This is a genomic window from Paenibacillus sp. FSL L8-0641 (assembly GCF_038006265.1).
Taxonomy (GTDB): Bacteria; Bacillota; Bacilli; order Paenibacillales; family Paenibacillaceae; genus Paenibacillus; species Paenibacillus polymyxa_D.
This window is the reverse complement of the sequence record NZ_JBBOUW010000001.1, coordinates 4,229,339-4,248,486: the sequence shown is the minus strand read 5'-3', so window position 1 is coordinate 4,248,486 and position 19,148 is coordinate 4,229,339. Positions and strand designations below refer to the sequence as shown.

Here is a 19,148-nt window from a genome sequence, read left to right as displayed (position 1 = left end):
AAAAGAAGTTACAGGAAATCTCAAATTCTATTTCTAAACAAGCAAGGGCTCAATGCTTTATATGGATTATCCTTTTTGATCACGCTTTAGAACCACATATGATATCAAAAAGGCACCAGCAAAATTGAAATTTGCTAGTGCCTTTTCGATATACGGAGCAAAGATTACTTGCTAAGTATATTTTTTCACAAATATTATTTTATCTATTAATTAGCTTTGCCGAACATGACGATATTAGTCGCCTTGCCGAAGTCTATACCTACTTTGCCAGTGATTTCTGCTGTTTTTTGTGCTAACACGACTGCATTGACACCACAAGAGAACAGGGCAATGTCAAAGTCATCTTTGTGTGCTGCGATCCATTGGAGTGTTTCAGGCATTTGTTCATATTGATGAAATGCCAGTGTGTGGGCGATATGCAGCCTGTACGGATCGGCCTCAAGAACAGGCTTTACTTCAGTGGCCGTCCGGGTGACCAGCAGAATGCGTCGATTTTTCAGCATGTCCCAGAAAGCGGGTGTCCCAGCCAAATACCGATTCAGGCAGGCGTGGCAGGTCAGCGGGGGTGAAAGAGCATAGTGAGCAAAGACCTGATCGGTCAGCTCCCGCTTCATATAGGATGGTGCTTTAATAGAGTCGTCATCATATGGCAAAATGCCAGTAATGCTGGCTTTGCTCACTGCCTCAGCCACCGCGTCCCGTAGTTCCGTATTTGGTAGAAACAGTCCCTTTTGACCGAGATTAGCTTTGACCGCCCAACGTTCCTGTAACACCTTTTCCATCGGCCAGACGGTATCCTGCGCCAACACCAAATTTTCACCATCTCCAATACGAATGAGCGAAAAGGACTGGTGCTGATCGAGTGCCAGCTTCAAACGTTTCAGTACCTCGTCCATCTCCAGATACTTTGGATTCGTCATATCATGTTTCCTCCCTGTCGTTCCTGCTTGTTCAACTTTTCAGATGGAGTAAAAAACTTTGTATTCTATCATATGTCGAAAGCGAAAAGGTTTTTGTATGAACGGCTATTCTTTTTGGATTCTACCTATTTTTACAAGATTCGTTGTATCTGTACGTGCCGTTTCAGGAGCGTCTTCATAACTTGAGAGAAGACGGTTGAAAGGGAGGAAGATCAATGAATCGCAAGGTTGTAATTGAAATTAATTTTAATAACTATGGGATGAATCCCAACCGCCTGACACGTGAGTGGATCAGCGAGCGACTGGATATATTCAGAACCTTTACGCTGCGTAGTTTACTCAGTCAGACAAATGCGGATTTTCTATCTGTCGTCAAGCTGGCGGGCGGATGCAGTGACATCGTGGAAGAGGAGCTGGCCCGACATGAGCTCATTCCCGAAAACATCCGTTTTGGTACGAGCATCGAAAGTAAACGTCGTATCCATGCGTACATCGAAGGTGCGGACGAACTGCTCATTGCTCGAATAGATTCCGACGATTTGTATCACCAGTCCTTTGTACAACAGTTGCATGATTACAAGTTTCAACCGGAGACGGTTGCACTGGTGAACCAGATGGGTTACCTGTGGGATGCGGTTGAGGGGCAGATGGCACCGGTGTTTCACCGTTCGCCTTCTTTTTATGTGTTTCGCTATCAAGTGGAAGATTTTCTGAATGATTACCGTGTGGTCATTCCTGGAAAGGGTACGCACGGATATGTAACGGAGCTGCCGCATGAGATCATTCCACTTCGCAACTATGTGAACGTCATTCATGCTGCCAATACTTCGGTGAAAAAAGTACCGGCGAAGGATCGGCTGTCAGAGAATGAAATGAATGCTGTGCTGGCAGAATTTCTGGGAACAGGCATTGCCAATTCGTAACGGTCAGGAGGAGATTATATTGTTCAAAGGAAAAAAACTGCTGGTGACCGGAGGAACGGGATCTTGGGGGCAACGCCTAACCGCTGAATTGCTGAAGGAGGACCCGGCGGAGATTCGTATTTTCTCACGCGGTGAATTTGCACAGATTGCCATGCAGCGGCAATTTCTATCGGATCCTCGCCTGAATTTCATGATTGGAGATATTCGAGATCTTCAGGCATTGCAGGAGGCATGTCGCGGAGTGGACTATGTATTCCATTTGGCGGCATTAAAGCATGTCCCTGTGTGTGAGAGACAGCCGGAAGAGGCTTTCAAGACGAACGTACACGGTACGGAAAACGTGATCCGGGCCAGCATTGAGCAGGGAGTCGCCAAGGTAATTGATGTCTCTACAGACAAGGCAGTAGATCCGGTGAATGTATATGGCATGACGAAGGCGATAGGTGAAAGACTGATGATCCGCGCCAACACTTTAAGTGAGCGTACTCGCTTTGTGTGTATACGCGGCGGCAACGTGTTGGGGACGAGTGGAAGTGTCGTGCCCCTGTTCAAGCGCCAGATCGCGGATGGGCAGGATTTAACGCTGACGAGCCCAGATATGACACGCTTTTTCCTCACGCTCGGAGAGGCGATTGGCTTGCTGCTGAAGGCTTCTGTCACGGCGGTTGGGGGAGAGACGCTAGTGATGAAAATGAAGGGCTGCAATATTGCAGATCTAGCAGAAGTGATGAAAGAACAGGCGGGGCAGCCTGCGTTGAAAGTAAAGGAGATTGGTATACGTGGTGGGGAAAAGCTGCATGAGGTGCTGATTTCGCCCTATGAGGTGCCGCATACGTATCGCTATGATGATCGCTATTTTGTTATTCTTCCCCAGCAAGCAGACAAGCGCTTACTGAGCCAATACGGTGGATTGGAACGAGTGAGCTTCGATCAATATCGCTCGGACGATGAGTTAATGGATCGCGCTGGAATTGCTGAGCTACTGCGAGGCATGGAGTAATGATGAAAGAGGTGGGTATTTTGCAGCTTATGGAAAAAATAACTAAAGGAACTATAAAGGTTGCGGTAATCGGCCTCGGTTATGTAGGGCTGCCCATGGCAGTGGAAATGGCAAAGGCTGGTTATGATGTATATGGTGTGGATTCCGATCCCGTCAAAGTAGCCAAGCTGCTTCAAGGAAAGTCGTACATCATAGACATTGGTGATGATGCATTGGAAGGTCTGATTGGACAGCAATTGCATCCGGTTACGGATATCAAGGTACTGGAGCAAGCGGATATCGTCGTGATCTGCGTGCCTACGCCGCTGACGGACGGACACCAGCCGGATACGTCCTATATTGAAACGGCTATTGATCAGGCTATACCTCATTTGCGTAGACAAACACTGTTGATTCTGGAAAGCACCACCTATCCGGGAACGACCGAGGAACTGATTCGACCGGTGATAGAGCAGCGCAGGGGCTGGACGGTAGGTAAGGATTTCTATGTGTGCTTCTCGCCGGAACGTGTGGATCCGGGTAGCGTTCATTTTAACATTCGCAACACACCCAAGGTGATCGGCGGTTGCACGCCGGATTGTCTGGCAGTGGGAGCAGGGTTTTATGGGTCCTTTTTGGACCAGATTGTTCCGGTAAGCTCGACGACCGTGGCGGAAGCCGCCAAGCTATTCGAGAATACGTTCCGCAGCGTCAACATTGGAATGGTCAATGAGTTGACAGCCGCCTGTGAGAAAATTGGCATCAATATATGGGAGGTACTGGATGCAGCGGCCACCAAGCCATTCGGCTATATGCCTTTTTATCCGGGACCTGGCATCGGGGGGCACTGTATCCCGGTTGATCCGCTATACTTGTCATGGAAATCCGAGCAGCATGGTTTTCCATTGGAATTCGTGGACTTGGCAGATCGCATGAATCGGCGTATGCCGCTGTATATTGCGGAGCGAATTGAAGCTATGCTTGCTCAGAAAGATAAAGCCATAAACAAGGCCAACATCATTCTGGCAGGTGTGGCCTACAAAAAGGATATTGATGATGTTCGCGAATCCCCGGCTCTTGTCCTGTTCGAGCATTTAACTAAAATGGGTGCTTCGGTTAGCTTCACCGACCCGTATGTATCGAGTTTTAAGCTGAACGGCGAAGAAATCCCATCTCGGACGGCAAATGCCCAGCTATGGGAAAGTGCAGATATCGTAGTCATTACGACAGACCATTCTGTGGTGAACTACCAACAGTTGGTCGACCATGCCCCGCTGGTCTTCGATACACGTAATGCGACTGCACATTGCACAGGTGGACATGTCGTGATCTTGGGGCATCCCGGAGGGGGCGCCGCTGTTGGCTAACCGTGATCAGGTAAACGAACGTTATTACGGGCAGATTAATTCGGAGGAATCTCATGAAGCCACCCGCAATAGAATTCACTGGATTTGTCGCCATGTACAGGGTCATACGGTGTTGGATGTTGGGTGCAGTCAGGGCATAACGGCTATTTTGCTCGGGCGGGAAGGCTTTGAGGTAACGGCAATTGATTTGGAAGAGGGCAGCATTTCTTATGCAAAAAAAGAACTTCGTCAGGAATCCGCACCCATACGGGGACGAGTCCACTTTCAGTTAAAGGACATTTCACAATTTGAGCGTCCTCCCGGTGGATTTGACACCATTATTTTAGGGGAGATTTTGGAACATTTTGCGCATCCCGACAACCTGCTGGCTCATGCTTACCGCTTGTTGAATAAAAAGGGTACGCTCGTCTTGTCTGTACCTTATGGTTACCATCCGTTTCATGATCACAAGCGGACTTACTATGCCGGGAGCCTCTCCCGTGTGTTGTATCCTTATTTTGATGAACAAGCGTTGGAGGTGCATCACAAATATTTGTGCTTTGCAGGCCGCAAGAAGTCGAAAGAACTGCGTGAGGTCAAACCAGAGGCAGCGCATCTGAATGAGTGGATGAAACTGGACGAGGAGCAATTTCGACTGGTGGAGCAGCAGCATGTTCGCAAAATGAATCAGCGAAAGGCCGCACTCGACAAGGCGGTACAGCGAATCCGGTATATGGAGGAACAACTTTTGCCGATGGAAAGGTATGCACGTGTCGAACAGTTAGACAAGACGCAGGCTGAAAGGAGAGTTGCATATACTGCTGGCGAGTCTACCGGAAAAACGAGGGGAGAATCAGCCAAAGGTAAAGGGGATGACGTGAAGTCATGACTGAGCATCCAATGACCATCAGCTTGTGCATGATCGTAAAGAACGAGGAGCACACACTTACCCGCTGTCTGGATTCGGTCTCAGACCTGATGGATGAAATCATTATTGTGGACACGGGGTCGACGGATCAGACGAAGACGATAGCGGCGCGCTATACGGATCGGCTATATACATTTGAATGGAAGGATGATTTTGCAGCCGCCCGTAATGAATCATTTGACAAGGCGACGTGTTCCTACGTCATGTGGCTGGATGCGGACGATGTGCTGCTGGAGCCGGATCGTGAGCGCCTGCGTGCCTTGAAGCAGCGTTTGTCTAAGGATATCGACGCAGTGGTGATGCCACTTCATTTGGCAGAGGGGGAGCAGGGTGAACTGTTGTTCACCTCACGCCGTATCCGTCTCGTGAAGCGCGAGCGACAATACCGCTGGGAAGGGCGTCTGCATGAGGATCTGGTGATACCTCAGGGGCAAATCGTTCATTCAGATGTGGCAGTAACACACCGCCGAATGCAAGACCACATGCTCCGTAACCAACGTATTCTCGCCCGGTGGATCAGCGAAAGCGGCAAGCTGGAGGGGCGTCTGCTGTATTTGCACGCCAATGAATGTTTTGACCGTAAAGAATATGCCGAGGCGGTAGAGGCGTTCAATCTTCTGTTGGAGGAGCCGAGCGGCTACCGTGAGGATCGGATTACCGCTTGTGCGCGGTCGGCGGAATGCTATCTTCACCTCGGGAAGCCGGAGCAACAGCTGGATCGTCTGTTACGTTCCTTTCGATACGGTGTACCGCAATCAGACTTGTGCTGCATGATCGGTGACTGGTTTTTCACAAGAAACGAATGGAGCACTGCCGCGTACTGGTACGAAAAGGCATTGGAGCAACAGCATCACCTTCCGGGTATGCGACCTGTTCCACTACCATGCTACTCCTGGTTACCTCATGTGCGGCTCAGCCATTGCTATGCCCATGTAGGTCAGCTGGACGCTTCGTATGAGCATAACCAGACCGCTTTACGCTATTTACCTGACGACCCGCATTTACTGGATAATGCACGCAAGCTCAAGGAGGCTATCTCCAACTCCTCACCCTCAGCCCGTTCCTCAAAATAGTTCAAGCTGTTCCGGCCCGTTATCCTCTTCGTGTGGCTTGCGAGGGGGAAAAGGTTTAGGGTCCATGCCAAGCATGGTCATGAGTTGCTTGGCATTAGCAGCGGCGTCTCCACCTGAGTTGTTGTTGAAAATAACACACACCTCGCGGCTTTGCTGCTCCAGCTCCAGCAACCTGTCTCTCCATTCGGTCAACTCTTGTTCATTGTACCGATACAGATAACGAACCTCCCGCCAATTCGGTGCAGAGCTTTGATTCCAACCGGAAATGTTCCGTCCGTGGAGACGTACGATTGTCAGATTGCTGTCTGTAGCCAACGGCACAATGGGAACCGATCCTGGTCCTGCCTGCGGCTCGTCGCATACGCTGTGTATCCAGCCTTCTTCACGCATGAATGCCAGCGTTTGTTTCCGAAAATCGGGTGTGAACCAGCTTTGATGTCTGAATTCAAGTACGGATGGGACCTCTCCCATCCTATTTTTTGTGTCTCGCAGTATGGCGACATTCTCACGTGTACAGTCGAACCAGGGTGGGTACTGAAACAGCACGGCTTTGAGCTTGCCCGCTTCGTGAAGAGGCTGTATCGATGCATGCAGTGCTTCGTACATGGCATCTATTGTTTTGAAGTAAGGCTGCTTGCCGCGGGTATGTCCAGTCATGCCTTGGTAGGCTTTGACGAGAAATGAAAAAGAGTCAGGGGTTTCCGCCGCCCAGCGTGCCATACGATCTGTGGGCTGCACCGCATAGAAAGAGCTATCCATTTCTACTACCGGAAAATGGCTTCCATAGATACTTAGTTTTTGGTTAGCTTTGGTACCCGTCGGATACAAGTCATCGTGATCGCCCCAACCCGTAAGTCCAATTTGAATCATAACTTCCCCGCTCCTTTCCTTCATGAAAACTTCTAAAGGCGTTCCCATGAATCATTTTAATGATAAAATGGGGTGAATCACATGAAGTTGGTATGAAGTTCCTATGAATATTTAAGCTCAAATACGGTTATTGTAACATGTTTCCTTATTCAGGATTTTGCAAAACCCTTATTCGTAATGCTTTTGAGTTTCCAGTTTGAAAAAGCTAATATAGTATGTAATAGAGCGAAATGAGTTCATGGAGGAGAAACGATATGGCAGAATGGTACGAGCAAAGCTTTGGGGAAGATTATTTATTGGTATACAAGCATCGCGACTTTCAGGGAGCCTATCAGGAAGTGCAAAAAATGATCTCCTGGCTCAAATTACCGCAAGGCTCCAGCGTATTAGATTTATGCTGTGGGATGGGACGTCATTCGCTTGCGCTCGCAGATGCAGGTTATCAGGTGACAGGTGTGGACCTTTCCAATGTGCTGCTGAGAGAGGCTCGTGCAGCTGATTCCGAAGGGCGGGTAAGTTGGCATCAAGGGGATATGAGAGAGGTGCCGCTGGATGAAAGCTATGACGCGGTGATGAATTTGTTCACCTCCTTTGGTTATTTTGAACAGGATGAGGAGCAGCTTAAAGTGCTAAAGGAAATATATCGGCTGTTGAAGCCGGGAGGACGCTTTATCATAGATTATTTGAACCCTGCTTACGTAGCCGCTCATTTGGTACCGCATTCGTCGCGGGAGGATGAAGGGAATTGGATTGAGGAGCATCGGGTCATTGAAGATGGATTTGTGAAAAAGCAAATTGCGATTCGGTCAGCTGCATCCGTTACGGGCACTGAGGCAGCCTCTGCTCTGGGCACGACTCCTACTGAGGGAGAACCTGCGCGCGTGTATCATGAACGAGTGAAGCTATATCCATATGAGAAGTTTCGTGGATTGCTAGAGCAAGCCGGACTATCTGTAGAGCAGGTACACGGAAGCTATAATGAAGATCAATATATTGAAGATGCTTCGCCTCGAATGATTTTTGTCGGCGTGCGGGCTTGAAACAGAAAGGCGGGTGGAAGCCATGAAAATGCCAGAGCTTACACCGTGTGAGCGAATAGACGGAGGCTTTCAGGTCAAAATATCCATGTCCTTTCCGCTGCGCTGGGTGAATAGCTATGTGCTCAAGGGAGAGCACGGTTTTACAATTGTAGACCCGGGGCCGCGCAATATGGACACCGAGGCAGAATGGGCGCATGTCTTCCACCAGCTGGGAATGTCCTTTGGGGATATTTCGGACATTGTGGTCACTCATCATCACCCCGATCATTACGGATTGGCGGGCTGGATGCAGCAGCAAAGTCAGGCTCGTGTACATATGTCAGCCCGAAGCCATAAGGAAGCGATGATGATGTGGGACGCTCCAGAATCGACGGTCGCTATGGAGAACAGGCTTCCCAGCTTTTTTGTCCAGCATGGTTTTCCTTTGGAGCAAGTGCCGGCCTTGGAATTACATATGCGGCAGGCTTATTTGCAAGTGAATCCACAGCCTGAGATTACCGTTATTCCTACCGGCATAGACGCTCGTCTGGAATGGGGTGGACGCAGTTGGCTGCCCGTCGAGACGGGAGGGCATGCGCCCGGACATATGTCCTTATATGACCCGAATAGCGGTGTTATCCTCTGCGGTGACGCAGTTTTGCCGCAGATTTCTCCTAATATCAGTCTGCTGCCGGGCAGTGATGCCCAGCCGTTGAAGTCTTATGTAGACGGCTTGCAGCGTCTAGGCGAGCTGGAGGTAGCGTGGGCATATCCGGGGCACCGCAATCCGTTTGGTTATTTTCGGGAGCGGACGCAAGCGTTGCTGGCACATCATGAAGAACGACTGGAGAAATTTCAGCAGCTGATCCAACCGGAGGGAAGCACAGCCTATGAGCTGTGCATTGCCATGTTCGGTGGCAAGCTGGGTATTCACCAGCTAAGGTTTGCCATGTCCGAGACGCTGGCTCATCTGGTGGAGCTGGTGCGCCGTGAACGGGCCTCTATGAGCGAGACGAACCCAATCACGCGCTTCTATCCCTTTTGCCGTCAATAGTCACGGAAAGTTGACCAACAAGTGACATAACGAAACAACATGACAAGCGGCATGCATGCCGGAAAAGAGGACTTTATGAATTTGCTGCTGCTGGGAGCTACCGGACGCGTAGGACGGTATATATTAGATTATGCGTTAGCGGACGGTCATACCGTTACGGTCCTTGTTCGTTCACCGGACAAGTTGGAGGATTACATACCTGGATATGGGAATCAGCTGCAAATCGTACAAGGCGATGCCACTAATGGAGAGGACGTAGCACAGGCGCTGAAGGGTGGGGCGACGACTGTGATCAGTGCGCTGAATACGGATGGAACGACTACCTTATCCGTTAATATAGCCCTGCTGATCCGGCTCATGCAGGAACAGTCCATTTCTCGGCTCATTACGGTAGGAACGGCAGGAATTTTGCAAAGCCGGACCGAACCGGACCTGTATCGTTACGATTCCTACGATACCCGACGACGCAGCACTCGTGCGGCCCAGGAACATCGGCGAGTGTACGAATTGCTGCGTGAATCGGCACTAGACTGGACAATCGTATGTCCAACCTATCTACCGGATGGAGCGCGGACAGGTATTTATCGCGTGGAAAAAGATTTTTTGCCTGAAGGTGGCTCACAAATTACCACCGCGGATACGGCTGATTTTACCTATCGGCAATGCAAGAGTTACGGATTTATCCGTACACGGGTAGGCATTGCCTATTGATCGTGGAACACCCAACATAGCTTCATTTTTAAGCAATCAACCAGAGCACGGTAAGTGTATCTACTTATTGTGTTTCTTTTTTTATTTGACAAATACTCAGGCTTAGAATACTATGATTCTTAACGGAAACACCGTTTCCCGAAAGTCTTGTGTAGTTCTTTAATTTATTATAGTAGCAACAAGCAACAGTTTTTAATAAGCCAGGATTTTGCAAAATCCTCAAGCAAAAGGAAGTGCATTCAATCATGTCCGAGCCATCGCCTCCCTATAAAACCTATTCGGAAGTGAAGCAACAGCAGCAGCAATTGCTACGTAAAAATGTCATCGATGCCGCATGCATCCTTCTTGTGGAAGAAGGGCCTGAGGCTGTGACCGTACGGCGAGTTGCGCAGAAATTAAGCTGTTCCACCAAGATCATTTACAATATTTTTGGCAGTAAGGATGGTCTTGCCAATGAGATGTACCTGGATGGATGTCGGCTATTGGCTGAAACCTTTCAGCAAGTACCTGTTACCGAAAGCGTACTCGCTGATCTGGAAGCTCTATGCTGGGCGTACTGGGAATTTGCACAGCTCCATTCAGCCTATTATAAAATGATGTTTGGCGGGGCATTGTCTGATTTCAAGCCCGATGAACAGAGCTTGGAGGGGACCACAACGGCACTGTCACGAATTCTGCAAACCGTCATACACGCTATGGAGCAGGGAGCATTGAAAGAGCATGATCCGTTGCTGGTTGTCCGGATGTTTTGGTCTGCTTTACATGGGGTCATACATCTTCAGTTTGCAGGTCATTTTTCAGATGTAGATATGGCTCAAGGGGTGTATGCATTTACACTGAAGAATACGCTCGTAGCATTTAAAACATCCTCATCCCCATCGTAAAAATGAAGTGTACTGAGGTCGTCATAGTAGATGACTTCAGTTCATTATAGAGTAATGGTAACAATGTTTCTAAAATAAAACAACGATACTATGGAGGTTATCATCATGTTTATGTACGCAAACAAAACAGCTCTGATCACAGGGGCATCATCCGGTATTGGCGAGGCATTTGCCTATTCGCTCGCAGCTAAGAAATGTGACCTCATTTTGGTAGCTCGGAATGAAACCAAATTAGAAGCGCTGGCCAAGGAGCTCATAGCTAAATATAACGTAAAAGCAACAGTGATTGCGCTGGATCTTTCCACACCCGGAGCATCCCAGACATTGCATCAGGAGGTTCAAAAACAACAGCTAAAGGTAGATCTCCTGATTAACAACGCGGGTTTTGCCACCTATGGATACTTTGAGCAGGTTTCAGGAGAACGACAGCATGAGGAAGTGATGCTCAATGTGGCTGCTTTAGTCGACATCACACATGCATTTATGCCTGATTTATTGCGTAAGCGGGATGGGGGACTCATCAATGTTTCTTCCACAGCCGCATTTCAGCCCGATCCATATATGGCCGTATATGGAGCAACCAAAGCATTTGTGCTTTCTTTTACTGAAGCGCTATGGGCCGAAAATCGGAAACGGGGGCTTAAAGTTCTGGCCCTTTGTCCAGGCTCAACAGAAACGCCGTTTTTTGATATTGTTGGCGCAAGTGAAGCGTCAATTGGAATTAGGGAAACTCCCCAAACCGTTGTGAAGAACGCGTTGAGAGCATTTGAAAAGGGACGTAGTCACATCATTTCCGGTCGCCAAAACTATTGGGTAGCTCAGGTGTCCCGGTTCTTCTCTCGTCAATCCACGCTGGGAATTGTAGAACGTGCACTGCGTCCACAAAATGGATTGTAATTTATGAATGAAGGTAATCTGAGCTTGAAATGTTAGAATGGCAATGAATAAGCTGTGAGTATTATGCACCGGGTCTGATCGTTTATAGCTCGACTTGAATCAGACCCGGTGTTCCTATTTGTATAGATCAAGCGCTTAGATCCTATTCTAGTCCTCGGGAATATAGTAAAATTCCATCCCGTTTCTCCCAGCCATTAGCTGACCAGAAGCGTTGACCCCCTGCGTTATGCTCCATCACAAACAGATGACATTTATCAATGCCTTCTCTCAGCAAAGCAGATAACGCTTTATCCACCAATCTGGGCGCGATCCCTTGACCACGATGTGCTGCAGCTACACCCAGATGATACAGAAACCCCCTGCGACTATCGTGGCCCGCTAAAATCGTGCCTATGATGTTTCCGTTGTACTCACAGACAAAGCTAAGTCCTTCGTTCCGTTGTAAAAAGCGTGCAATTCGCTCCGGTGAGTCGGCCTCGCTTAATCCCAATCCGTCCAAGCCATTCCACAGCTCAATGGCTTGATCATAATCATTAGCCTGCATCGTACGGAATGCATACCCTTCAGTAATGTTTGCCATGTCTAGTTCTCCTCTAACCCTTATATATCTGTTATATTCCCACGCGTTGTTTGTTATTTAGCATGTTGTTTAACGTGTTGTATTCGGTGCGCTTTCTTCCCCAAGCTCCTGCTCACGCTCTGCCTGTTTGCGATGGGCGATACGGCTGCTGGCCGAAGCTGCGATAGCGCCCACAATGTCGTCCAGGAACGTATGGATCGGCCCGAGGCTTTTATCATTCAGGCGTTCCAGCACACCTGGTTTGAGTTTATCGACATAACCGTAATTGGTGAATCCAATGCTGCCGTACACATTTACAATGGAAAAGGCCAGAATTTCATCCACCCCGTATAATCCCTCATCATTTTCAATCATATCCTGCAATGGGGGAAGAAGAGCGCCCTGTTCTGCAAGGATATCCAGTTGGATGCCCGTGAGCACGGCATTTTGAACCTCGCGCTTCATCAGTACCTTGTCCACATTCTCCATACATTCTTCCATCGTTAGGGTTGGGTAATATTTTTTCTGTAAAAGCATGACCAGTTCTGCGATTTCAGTCATGTTAACGCCACGCTTGTGCAGCCACTCGCGGGTGGCATCAGCTACCTTTTTACTGTTCAGGCTGTAAGGTACTTTTTTCTTGTCCATAAAATTGAAGTTACCCTCCTCGTATAGATCCTGATTTCTACTGCAATTATGACCAGTGTGTCCAGTCTGCTGAAAAAGTAGTTATTTTTTACGCGAGGCTTGTATACATATTAGTACAATCTGTACAAAATTGTTAGGGAGGAACTTCACTTATGAATATAAAACACCCATGGCGTATGACCTCTGTAGCTGGACTGCTATCCCTACCCCTGTTGTTGTCAGGCTGCAGCCTTTTCGGCAACGAATCGGCATCCATTGACCCCCCGCCGTCCACGACAGAGCAGTCCATGATTAAGGCTGTAACCGGAAAAGCACCTGCCAGTACAGGGCAACTGAGGGCTGTTTTTTTGCAAGATCATAACGGTTTGCTGGCCCCGGTATCTTTACCGATGGCTACAGGGGATGTACAGGCAGATGCCAAGTCGGCGCTGGAAGCCCTGGTTGAGGGGGGGCCGTATGCCGGATTATTGCCAGAGGGATTTAAAGGTGTAATTCCCCAAGGCACGGAAGTGAAAAGTGTGACAGTGGACAAGAACAACAAGCTGGCTGTTGTCGAATTCAACAAATCTTTCGCCAACTATAAGCCACAGGATGAACGAAAATTAATGGAGAGCTTGACCTGGACCCTGACCGACCGTCCTGATATTGAGAGCGTACAGATCTGGGTGGAGGGCAAAAAGCTGAACGAAATGCCTGTTGGCGGCACACCGCTGGATCATCCGTTGACACGTGCAGTAGGTATTAACTTGGAGATTGGTCATGGCGTAACACCACTGGATTCTAGTCCAGTCACTGTGTATTTCTCTTCATCTTCTCCTGCTGGAGTTCAATACTATGTACCTGTAACACGGTTGGTCAGCCCTGAAAAAGATCGTGTCCAGTCAGCACTGCATCAATTGATTCAAGGGCCGCAGACCAAAGATGGGTTACAAGAAGTGATGACAGGAGAGACGGCACTGAAATCAGTAGAACGCTCCAAAGACAACGTCATTACGGTATCGCTCTCGGATGATATGTTTGCTAAGGGAGAAGCCGTGCCTGCTGAATTTTTGGAATCGGTTGTGCTGACAGCGGCAGACAATTCAGATGATGCAGTCAAAACAAAAATTCGGATTGAACTGAATGGTGAAAAAAGCGTGATTGGACAAAATAATCAAAATTATGGAGAGCCTGTAGCCAAGCCGCAGCATATTAACGAAATCCCTCTTTAAGGGCGTATTCAAAAGTCGGCTTTTCAGGACCGAGAAGATTGGATGAAGCTAGGGACTGAGTAGCGGAGCGTAGACAGATCTACGTGAGCAACGGAAGGCCCGGCTGAATTCAAGATTCGACGTTGAATCCGCTTCTTGATTAGCTTCGTCATGGAAAGACGACTTTTTGAACAACCTCTTTAAGGGCGGGAATCGTCCTTGGGGTGCTTTTGCCTGCACACTTTGGTAAAATAAACATATAAGAACAGGTTGCATACGACGTAGGAGGAAAAAGCATGAGTAGATCTAACGGACGAAACGGTGATGAGCTGCGCCCGATGAAATTGACAGCAGGAGTAAATAAATACGCGGAGGGCTCTGTTTTTATAGAGGTTGGCGAGACGAAAGTCATTTGCACGGCTACTGTAGAAGAACGCGTCCCCCCCTTTATGAAGGGACAAGGAAAAGGCTGGGTAACCGCAGAGTATTCCATGCTTCCGCGTGCGACTCATAGCCGTAATCAGCGTGAAGCTGCGCGTGGCAAGCTGACAGGCCGTACCATGGAAATTCAGCGTCTGATTGGAAGAGCATTGCGTTCGGTGGTCAATTTGCAGGCGCTTGGTGAACGGACGATTACGTTGGATTGTGATGTCATTCAGGCGGACGGCGGAACACGTACAACCTCAATTACCGGTTCTTTCGTAGCGTTGGCGATTGCGGTCAATAAAATTGCTACCCAGCACAAGCTGCCTGTTTTTCCAATTACCGATTTTCTGGCTTCCGTCAGCGTAGGGGTTGTAGGTGAAAAAGCGTTGCTGGATCTGAACTATGAAGAGGATTCCAAGGCCAAAGTGGACATGAATCTTGTCATGACTGGCAGTGGAAAATATGTCGAGCTGCAAGGTACAGGTGAAGAAAGCCCATTTGACCGTAACGAATTGGATCAACTGCTTAGCTTGGGCGAACAAGGGATTCTGCAAATGATTGAGCGCCAAAAAGAAGTACTTGGACCGATTGCTGATAAGATCGGTGCTGGACGTACAGGAGCTGGCGCCTAATGCAGCTGGATGGCCCGGTCGTCATTGTAGCTACGAAAAACAAAGGAAAAGTGCGGGAATTTGCGCATGCTTTTGCGCCGTTTGGCAAGGAAGTCAGAAGCATGTACGATTATCCCGACATTCCTGATGTCGTTGAAGATGGCAAAACCTTTGCCGAAAATGCACTGAAAAAAGCTAAAGCGGTTGGAGATGTGCTCGGATTGCCCGTGCTGGCCGATGATTCAGGCCTCTGCGTGGACTTGCTGGACGGTGCACCGGGGGTATACTCTGCCCGTTATGCTGGAGAAGGTGCCAGCGATCACGAAAACAATATTAAGCTGCTCGACGTTCTGGAATCGAAGCAGCTGGGTGATGATACGGGACAGCCTTTGCTAAGCCCGGCTCAATTCGTCTGTACCTTGATTCTGTATAATCCGCAGACTGGCGAGACGCTGGAATCGACAGGTTCTGTGGAAGGCTGGATTACTACTGAAACCGCCGGCAGCGGTGGGTTTGGGTATGATCCGCTGTTTTATTTGCCAGAGTTTGAGAAGACAATGGCCGAGCTGACGTTGGAACAAAAGCAGGCTATCAGTCACCGAGGGATAGCTCTGCGTAATTTGGCAACAAAGCTGGGTAATCCACAGGCATAGCTTGGTAACAGGGGCGAAATTATCCCCCATTCACATAACGAAAAAAGGCTATCCGTCAGTCATGAGTTGCGGATAGCCTTTTTTGTATTTTTAGCTTATCGAATCGCAACCTTGTAAGTGCGCAACCAGTTATCCACTTGGGCCAAATAGGCAAACAACTGCGGACCCGACATCAGTTGACCAAACCAAGGCAGATTGGTGGATGCCTCCGGTGAGGCGGCAATATCGCGTACCTTTTGCGCATCAATCAGCTTGAGCAGTGGGGAAGAGGAGTCATCCAGCAGCTGCAGCGCCTGCTTTTTCACAGCCTCAAGGTAGGAAGGGTTATGCGTTTTTGGATATGGGCTTTTTTTGCGATACAGCACATCATCCGGCAATACGCCTTCAAGCGCCTTGCGCAAAATACCTTTTTCACGTCCGCCTGTCATCTTGATGCTCCACGGAATGTTCCATACATATTGCACCAATCGATGATCGCAATACGGCACCCGCACTTCGAGTCCGGCTCCCATACTCATCCGATCCTTGCGGTCCAGCAGAGTAGGCATAAAGCGGGTGATGTTCAAATAGGACATAACGCGCATTTGTGCAGCTTTTCCTGTTTCTCCTGGTAGCTTCGGCACTTCTCCTACCGCTTCGGAGTAGCGGTCGTTCAAATACTCCAGCGGCTTGATCCAGTCCCGCACTTCGGGAGACAACAGACTGGCTCTCATGTCGGGTGCAACTGCCCACGGGAATGTACCCGAATTCAGCATATCCTCCCGGTGGAACCATGGATATCCGCCAAAAACTTCATCCGCAGCCTCGCCGGAAATAGCGACCGTAGCCCCTTTTTTAATCTCCCGGCAAAAGAGATACAGCGACGAATCCACGTCCGCCATTCCGGGTAAATCCCGCGTTAGCGTGGAGTTGTTCAGAGCTGCTACGACTTCTGGCGTATCGAATTCAATCCAGTGATGATTTGTCCCTAATTCATCCACCATCCGCTGAATCCAGGGGGCATCGGCTCCTGGTTGAAACGCATGGGCTTTAAAATGCTTGTCGTTATCCACATAATCGACCGAATACGTATGAACTTGTCCCTGCCCGGTACGTTTGTAATAATTGACAGCTAATGCGGATAGAGCGCTTGAATCCAACCCGCCAGACAATAAGGTACACACCGGAACATCCGAAATGAGCTGCCGCTCCACCGTATCCAGCAACAGTTCTCGTACCTTAAGCGCCGTTTCTTCGGTGTTATCCTCATGCGCAATGCTTTCCAGTGTCCAGTAGGCTTGAATGCGCACGCCGTCGCGGCTGTAAGTTAGCGTATGCCCGGGGCGTAGCTCCTTCATAGACGAATAGACGCCGTGTCCGGGGGTACGTGCAGGCCCGATGATAAAAATTTCAGCCAATCCCTCGGCGTCCACTGCTGCTTCTACCGCTGGATGCTGAAGCAGTGCTTTGGGTTCTGAGCCAAATACGAATACTTCTTCGGTCTGGCTATAAAATAGCGGCTTCACTCCCAGCCGATCCCGTGCCAGAAATACCTGCTCCCGCTCACTATCCCAGACTGCAAACGCAAAAATGCCGTTTAACCGATTCACACATTCGGGGCCCCATTCGATATAGGATTCGAGCAGCACCTCCGTGTCGCATTGTGTACGGAAAAAATGCCCGCGCTGTTGCAGCTCTTTTTTCAACTCAGGCGCGTTATATATTTCCCCGTTATATACAATCGTATAAGTGATATCCTCCAGCTGCCGGATCATGGGTTGAGCTCCATTTTCTGGGTCCATAACGCTCAGTCTTCGGTGTCCGAAGGCACACGGATTGGATATCCAGGTACCCGCAGCATCTGGTCCGCGATCGGAGAGCGTTTGTGTCATATTCAGCAGCAGCTCAGATTGATGCATTAAGTCTCCGTTCCACTGTATGAAACCTGTAATTCCGCACATGTCTGTTCATCCTCTCTTTGTCGTGTTCATCCAGTGTTGGAATGAATCAAAAACTAAATCCCCAGTTCAACAGTATATATGCCGAAAAGAAGCATAAAATGTCTGTCCGTTCCGAAAACTACTGATGGGGCAACCCGTCTACTCGCAAGGAAGGAGGAAGACCATGTACTACATCAAGGATGCCAAAATACGCCGCTTCACTGAACTGGACGGAGTGCGCTGCGCTGAGGTAGAGGTGCGGCCCGGTGCCGCAGATGACCCGGAACTACTGGTCTATATTACAGCCAAGGATCAGACGGATGGTCAGCATGACTATGACATGGTACGGATCATCCGTAATGACGCCGATCTGGAGCTGGATTGGTACGACAATAATCTGCATTCGGCATTTGAGGAAGTGACAGACAAGGCTTTTACCGACTCTACACACATTACTGCTGGTGAGGAGCGAGAGAAGTTCAAAAAAGAATTGCTCTCGTATGGGCAACTCAGTACAGAGTTCGCCAAGGAGTTCGGGGCATGAGGATATGGTGTGCTATGCCTCGGCTTTTGTTGATTTGGGCCCCGGCGCCATCGCCGGATCAGCGTGAAAGGAGGGGGAAATCATAGACGGCAAAGCGAATTATAAGAAAAATAAAGGCAGCAGTTATATTCATAACAATGAGTTTGCAGAAGAAGTACTGGAGAAAAACGTAAGACATGAGGTACGTAGAAGCCCTAAACGCTTTGGGAATAAATAAGTAGCCATAGCCATTGAACTAAATAGCAACAGCAACTCATCAAAAATAACCCTAAAGAAGCCTCTGTATCCCGCCAAATTTGCGGAATATAGGAGGCTTCTTTTGAACTAAGCCGCTTCACGCAGCGTCATAATTCCTTTGTAGATGTTATACACAAAAACCCCGAGATAGACCACTACGAATAGCAGTACAAACCCGATCACTGAACCTGCATGATTCGCCGTTATAATAAAATACACTAGCGGAATCGCCGCAATAATGGGGAAAATATGCGATAAAATAGCTTTTTTTGCATGTCCCTGAACATATTCGTCCCGTACTGCAATCCACACAATGACAGGCACTAGAAAAGGTGCGAAGAAAATGCTGAAATAACAAAGTGACGACAAAAGACCTCTCACGGATTAACCCCTCCTTTATGCATGGTTCTTTGTACATAATACCCCGTTAGCGTCCAAATGATTCCTTTTGCTGCCCACTTCCCTACAATCATAAAAAAATGCTTTTGACAGTTGCCCGAAATGTGATATAATAATCAATGCGCTGAATACATAAGGTTTTATTGATCACCATCTTGTCCCAGTAGCTCAGCTGGATAGAGCAACGGCCTTCTAAGCCGTCGGTCGGGGGTTCGAATCCCTCCTGGGACGTCGAAGCGTTCAGATATGTAAAGTTTGAACGAAATTTAAAATGCTTCAAATCCTTGATATATAAGGGTTTGGGGCGTTTTTTATTTTATTGGGGTTACGATAGAAAACGTTAGAATAAGGTGTGATT

The 19,148-nt window shown here is 48.6% G+C and carries 20 protein-coding genes and 1 tRNA gene; 15 read left to right on the top strand and 6 right to left on the bottom strand.

Annotated elements, in window-relative coordinates; all coding sequences use genetic code 11:
* Nucleotides 1-206: 206 nt before the first annotated feature.
* Entirely contained in the window at nucleotides 207-920 is a 714-nt protein-coding gene (locus tag MKY16_RS19175) for a GT-D fold domain-containing glycosyltransferase (protein ID WP_340956638.1), read from the bottom strand.
* A gap of 215 nt (nucleotides 921-1,135) precedes the next feature.
* Here MKY16_RS19175 and MKY16_RS19170 point away from each other — a divergent pair, with 215 nt between their 5' ends.
* Genes MKY16_RS19170 through MKY16_RS19150 form a run of 5 tightly spaced genes read left to right on the top strand, consistent with a single transcriptional unit; the run spans nucleotide 1,136 to nucleotide 6,169 of the window.
* A complete protein-coding gene (locus MKY16_RS19170; RefSeq protein WP_340956636.1) occupies nucleotides 1,136-1,843 on the top strand; it encodes a glycosyltransferase family A protein in 708 nt (235 codons plus the stop codon).
* 19 nt (nucleotides 1,844-1,862) lie between these two features.
* Nucleotides 1,863-2,843 (top strand): polysaccharide biosynthesis protein, encoded by a 981-nt coding sequence (locus MKY16_RS19165; protein WP_322252280.1) that lies wholly within the window; start codon nucleotides 1,863-1,865, stop codon nucleotides 2,841-2,843.
* A gap of 2 nt (nucleotides 2,844-2,845) precedes the next feature.
* Entirely contained in the window at nucleotides 2,846-4,189 is a 1,344-nt protein-coding gene (locus MKY16_RS19160) for a nucleotide sugar dehydrogenase (protein ID WP_340887102.1), read from the top strand.
* On the top strand, nucleotides 4,182-5,057 hold the full coding sequence (locus MKY16_RS19155; protein ID WP_165148709.1) for a class I SAM-dependent methyltransferase: 876 nt from the start codon (nucleotides 4,182-4,184) through the stop codon (nucleotides 5,055-5,057). Before MKY16_RS19160 ends, MKY16_RS19155 begins: the two co-directional genes overlap by 8 nt.
* Nucleotides 5,054-6,169, top strand: a complete 1,116-nt coding sequence (locus MKY16_RS19150; protein WP_340956633.1) for a tetratricopeptide repeat-containing glycosyltransferase family 2 protein — start codon at nucleotides 5,054-5,056, stop codon at nucleotides 6,167-6,169. Before MKY16_RS19155 ends, MKY16_RS19150 begins: the two co-directional genes overlap by 4 nt.
* Here the strand turns inward: MKY16_RS19150 and MKY16_RS19145 are convergent.
* Nucleotides 6,161-7,039 (bottom strand): DUF72 domain-containing protein, encoded by an 879-nt coding sequence (locus tag MKY16_RS19145; RefSeq protein ID WP_340956631.1) that lies wholly within the window; start codon nucleotides 7,037-7,039, stop codon nucleotides 6,161-6,163. The two genes, MKY16_RS19150 and MKY16_RS19145, sit on opposite strands and share 9 nt — an antisense overlap.
* A 254-nt stretch (nucleotides 7,040-7,293) precedes the next feature.
* On the opposite strand from MKY16_RS19145, the gene MKY16_RS19140 reads away from it, so the two are divergent.
* From MKY16_RS19140 to MKY16_RS19120, 5 genes are all read left to right on the top strand, one after another.
* The gene (locus tag MKY16_RS19140; RefSeq protein WP_029518353.1) at nucleotides 7,294-8,079 is read left to right on the top strand and encodes a class I SAM-dependent methyltransferase; all 786 of its coding nucleotides are present in this window, start codon (nucleotides 7,294-7,296) and stop codon (nucleotides 8,077-8,079) included.
* A 22-nt stretch (nucleotides 8,080-8,101) separates the two neighbouring features.
* Nucleotides 8,102-9,112, top strand: coding sequence for an MBL fold metallo-hydrolase (locus tag MKY16_RS19135; RefSeq protein ID WP_340886261.1), 1,011 nt, complete (start codon nucleotides 8,102-8,104; stop codon nucleotides 9,110-9,112).
* A gap of 75 nt (nucleotides 9,113-9,187) precedes the next feature.
* On the top strand, nucleotides 9,188-9,823 hold the full coding sequence (locus MKY16_RS19130; RefSeq protein WP_340956629.1) for an NAD(P)-dependent oxidoreductase: 636 nt from the start codon (nucleotides 9,188-9,190) through the stop codon (nucleotides 9,821-9,823).
* A gap of 245 nt (nucleotides 9,824-10,068) precedes the next feature.
* Nucleotides 10,069-10,707 carry a TetR/AcrR family transcriptional regulator gene (locus MKY16_RS19125; RefSeq protein ID WP_029518356.1) on the top strand — a complete coding sequence of 213 codons (639 nt, stop codon included), beginning with the start codon at nucleotides 10,069-10,071 and terminating at the stop codon, nucleotides 10,705-10,707.
* Nucleotides 10,708-10,812: 105 nt separating this feature from the next.
* Nucleotides 10,813-11,604 carry an SDR family NAD(P)-dependent oxidoreductase gene (locus tag MKY16_RS19120; protein WP_165148718.1) on the top strand — a complete coding sequence of 264 codons (792 nt, stop codon included), beginning with the start codon at nucleotides 10,813-10,815 and terminating at the stop codon, nucleotides 11,602-11,604.
* 142 nt (nucleotides 11,605-11,746) lie between these two features.
* On the opposite strand, the gene MKY16_RS19115 is transcribed toward MKY16_RS19120, so the two are convergent.
* The gene (locus MKY16_RS19115; RefSeq protein WP_069011036.1) at nucleotides 11,747-12,184 is read right to left on the bottom strand and encodes a GNAT family N-acetyltransferase; all 438 of its coding nucleotides are present in this window, start codon (nucleotides 12,182-12,184) and stop codon (nucleotides 11,747-11,749) included.
* A gap of 69 nt (nucleotides 12,185-12,253) precedes the next feature.
* Complete coding sequence (locus tag MKY16_RS19110; RefSeq protein ID WP_069011037.1) at nucleotides 12,254-12,811, bottom strand: phosphatidylglycerophosphatase A family protein; 558 nt, start codon at nucleotides 12,809-12,811, stop codon at nucleotides 12,254-12,256.
* A gap of 152 nt (nucleotides 12,812-12,963) precedes the next feature.
* Between MKY16_RS19110 and MKY16_RS19105 the strand changes: the two genes are divergently transcribed.
* The 3 genes from MKY16_RS19105 (at nucleotide 12,964) to MKY16_RS19095 (ending at nucleotide 15,691) form a co-directional block, all read left to right on the top strand.
* Nucleotides 12,964-14,022, top strand: coding sequence for a GerMN domain-containing protein (locus MKY16_RS19105; protein WP_069011038.1), 1,059 nt, complete (start codon nucleotides 12,964-12,966; stop codon nucleotides 14,020-14,022).
* A 275-nt stretch (nucleotides 14,023-14,297) separates the two neighbouring features.
* A complete protein-coding gene (gene rph, locus MKY16_RS19100; RefSeq protein WP_013311675.1) occupies nucleotides 14,298-15,059 on the top strand; it encodes a ribonuclease PH in 762 nt (253 codons plus the stop codon).
* On the top strand, nucleotides 15,059-15,691 hold the full coding sequence (locus MKY16_RS19095) for an XTP/dITP diphosphatase (RefSeq protein ID WP_165148721.1): 633 nt from the start codon (nucleotides 15,059-15,061) through the stop codon (nucleotides 15,689-15,691). The genes rph and MKY16_RS19095 overlap by 1 nt, the downstream gene beginning before the upstream one ends.
* Nucleotides 15,692-15,786: 95 nt before the next feature.
* Here the strand turns inward: MKY16_RS19095 and asnB are convergent, their stop codons facing one another.
* Entirely contained in the window at nucleotides 15,787-17,631 is a 1,845-nt protein-coding gene (gene asnB / locus MKY16_RS19090; RefSeq protein ID WP_340886259.1) for an asparagine synthase (glutamine-hydrolyzing), read from the bottom strand.
* Nucleotides 17,632-17,794: 163 nt separating this feature from the next.
* On the opposite strand from asnB, the gene MKY16_RS19085 reads away from it, so the two are divergent.
* On the top strand, nucleotides 17,795-18,154 hold the full coding sequence (locus MKY16_RS19085) for a hypothetical protein (RefSeq protein ID WP_013311672.1): 360 nt from the start codon (nucleotides 17,795-17,797) through the stop codon (nucleotides 18,152-18,154).
* Between the two features lie 324 nt (nucleotides 18,155-18,478).
* Here the strand turns inward: MKY16_RS19085 and MKY16_RS19080 are convergent, their stop codons facing one another.
* A complete protein-coding gene (locus tag MKY16_RS19080; protein ID WP_016324668.1) occupies nucleotides 18,479-18,772 on the bottom strand; it encodes a DUF4870 domain-containing protein in 294 nt (97 codons plus the stop codon).
* 175 nt (nucleotides 18,773-18,947) lie between these two features.
* On the opposite strand from MKY16_RS19080, the gene MKY16_RS19075 reads away from it, so the two are divergent.
* Nucleotides 18,948-19,021: transfer RNA gene (locus MKY16_RS19075), tRNA-Arg, on the top strand.
* The last annotated feature ends 127 nt before the right edge of the window (nucleotides 19,022-19,148 follow it).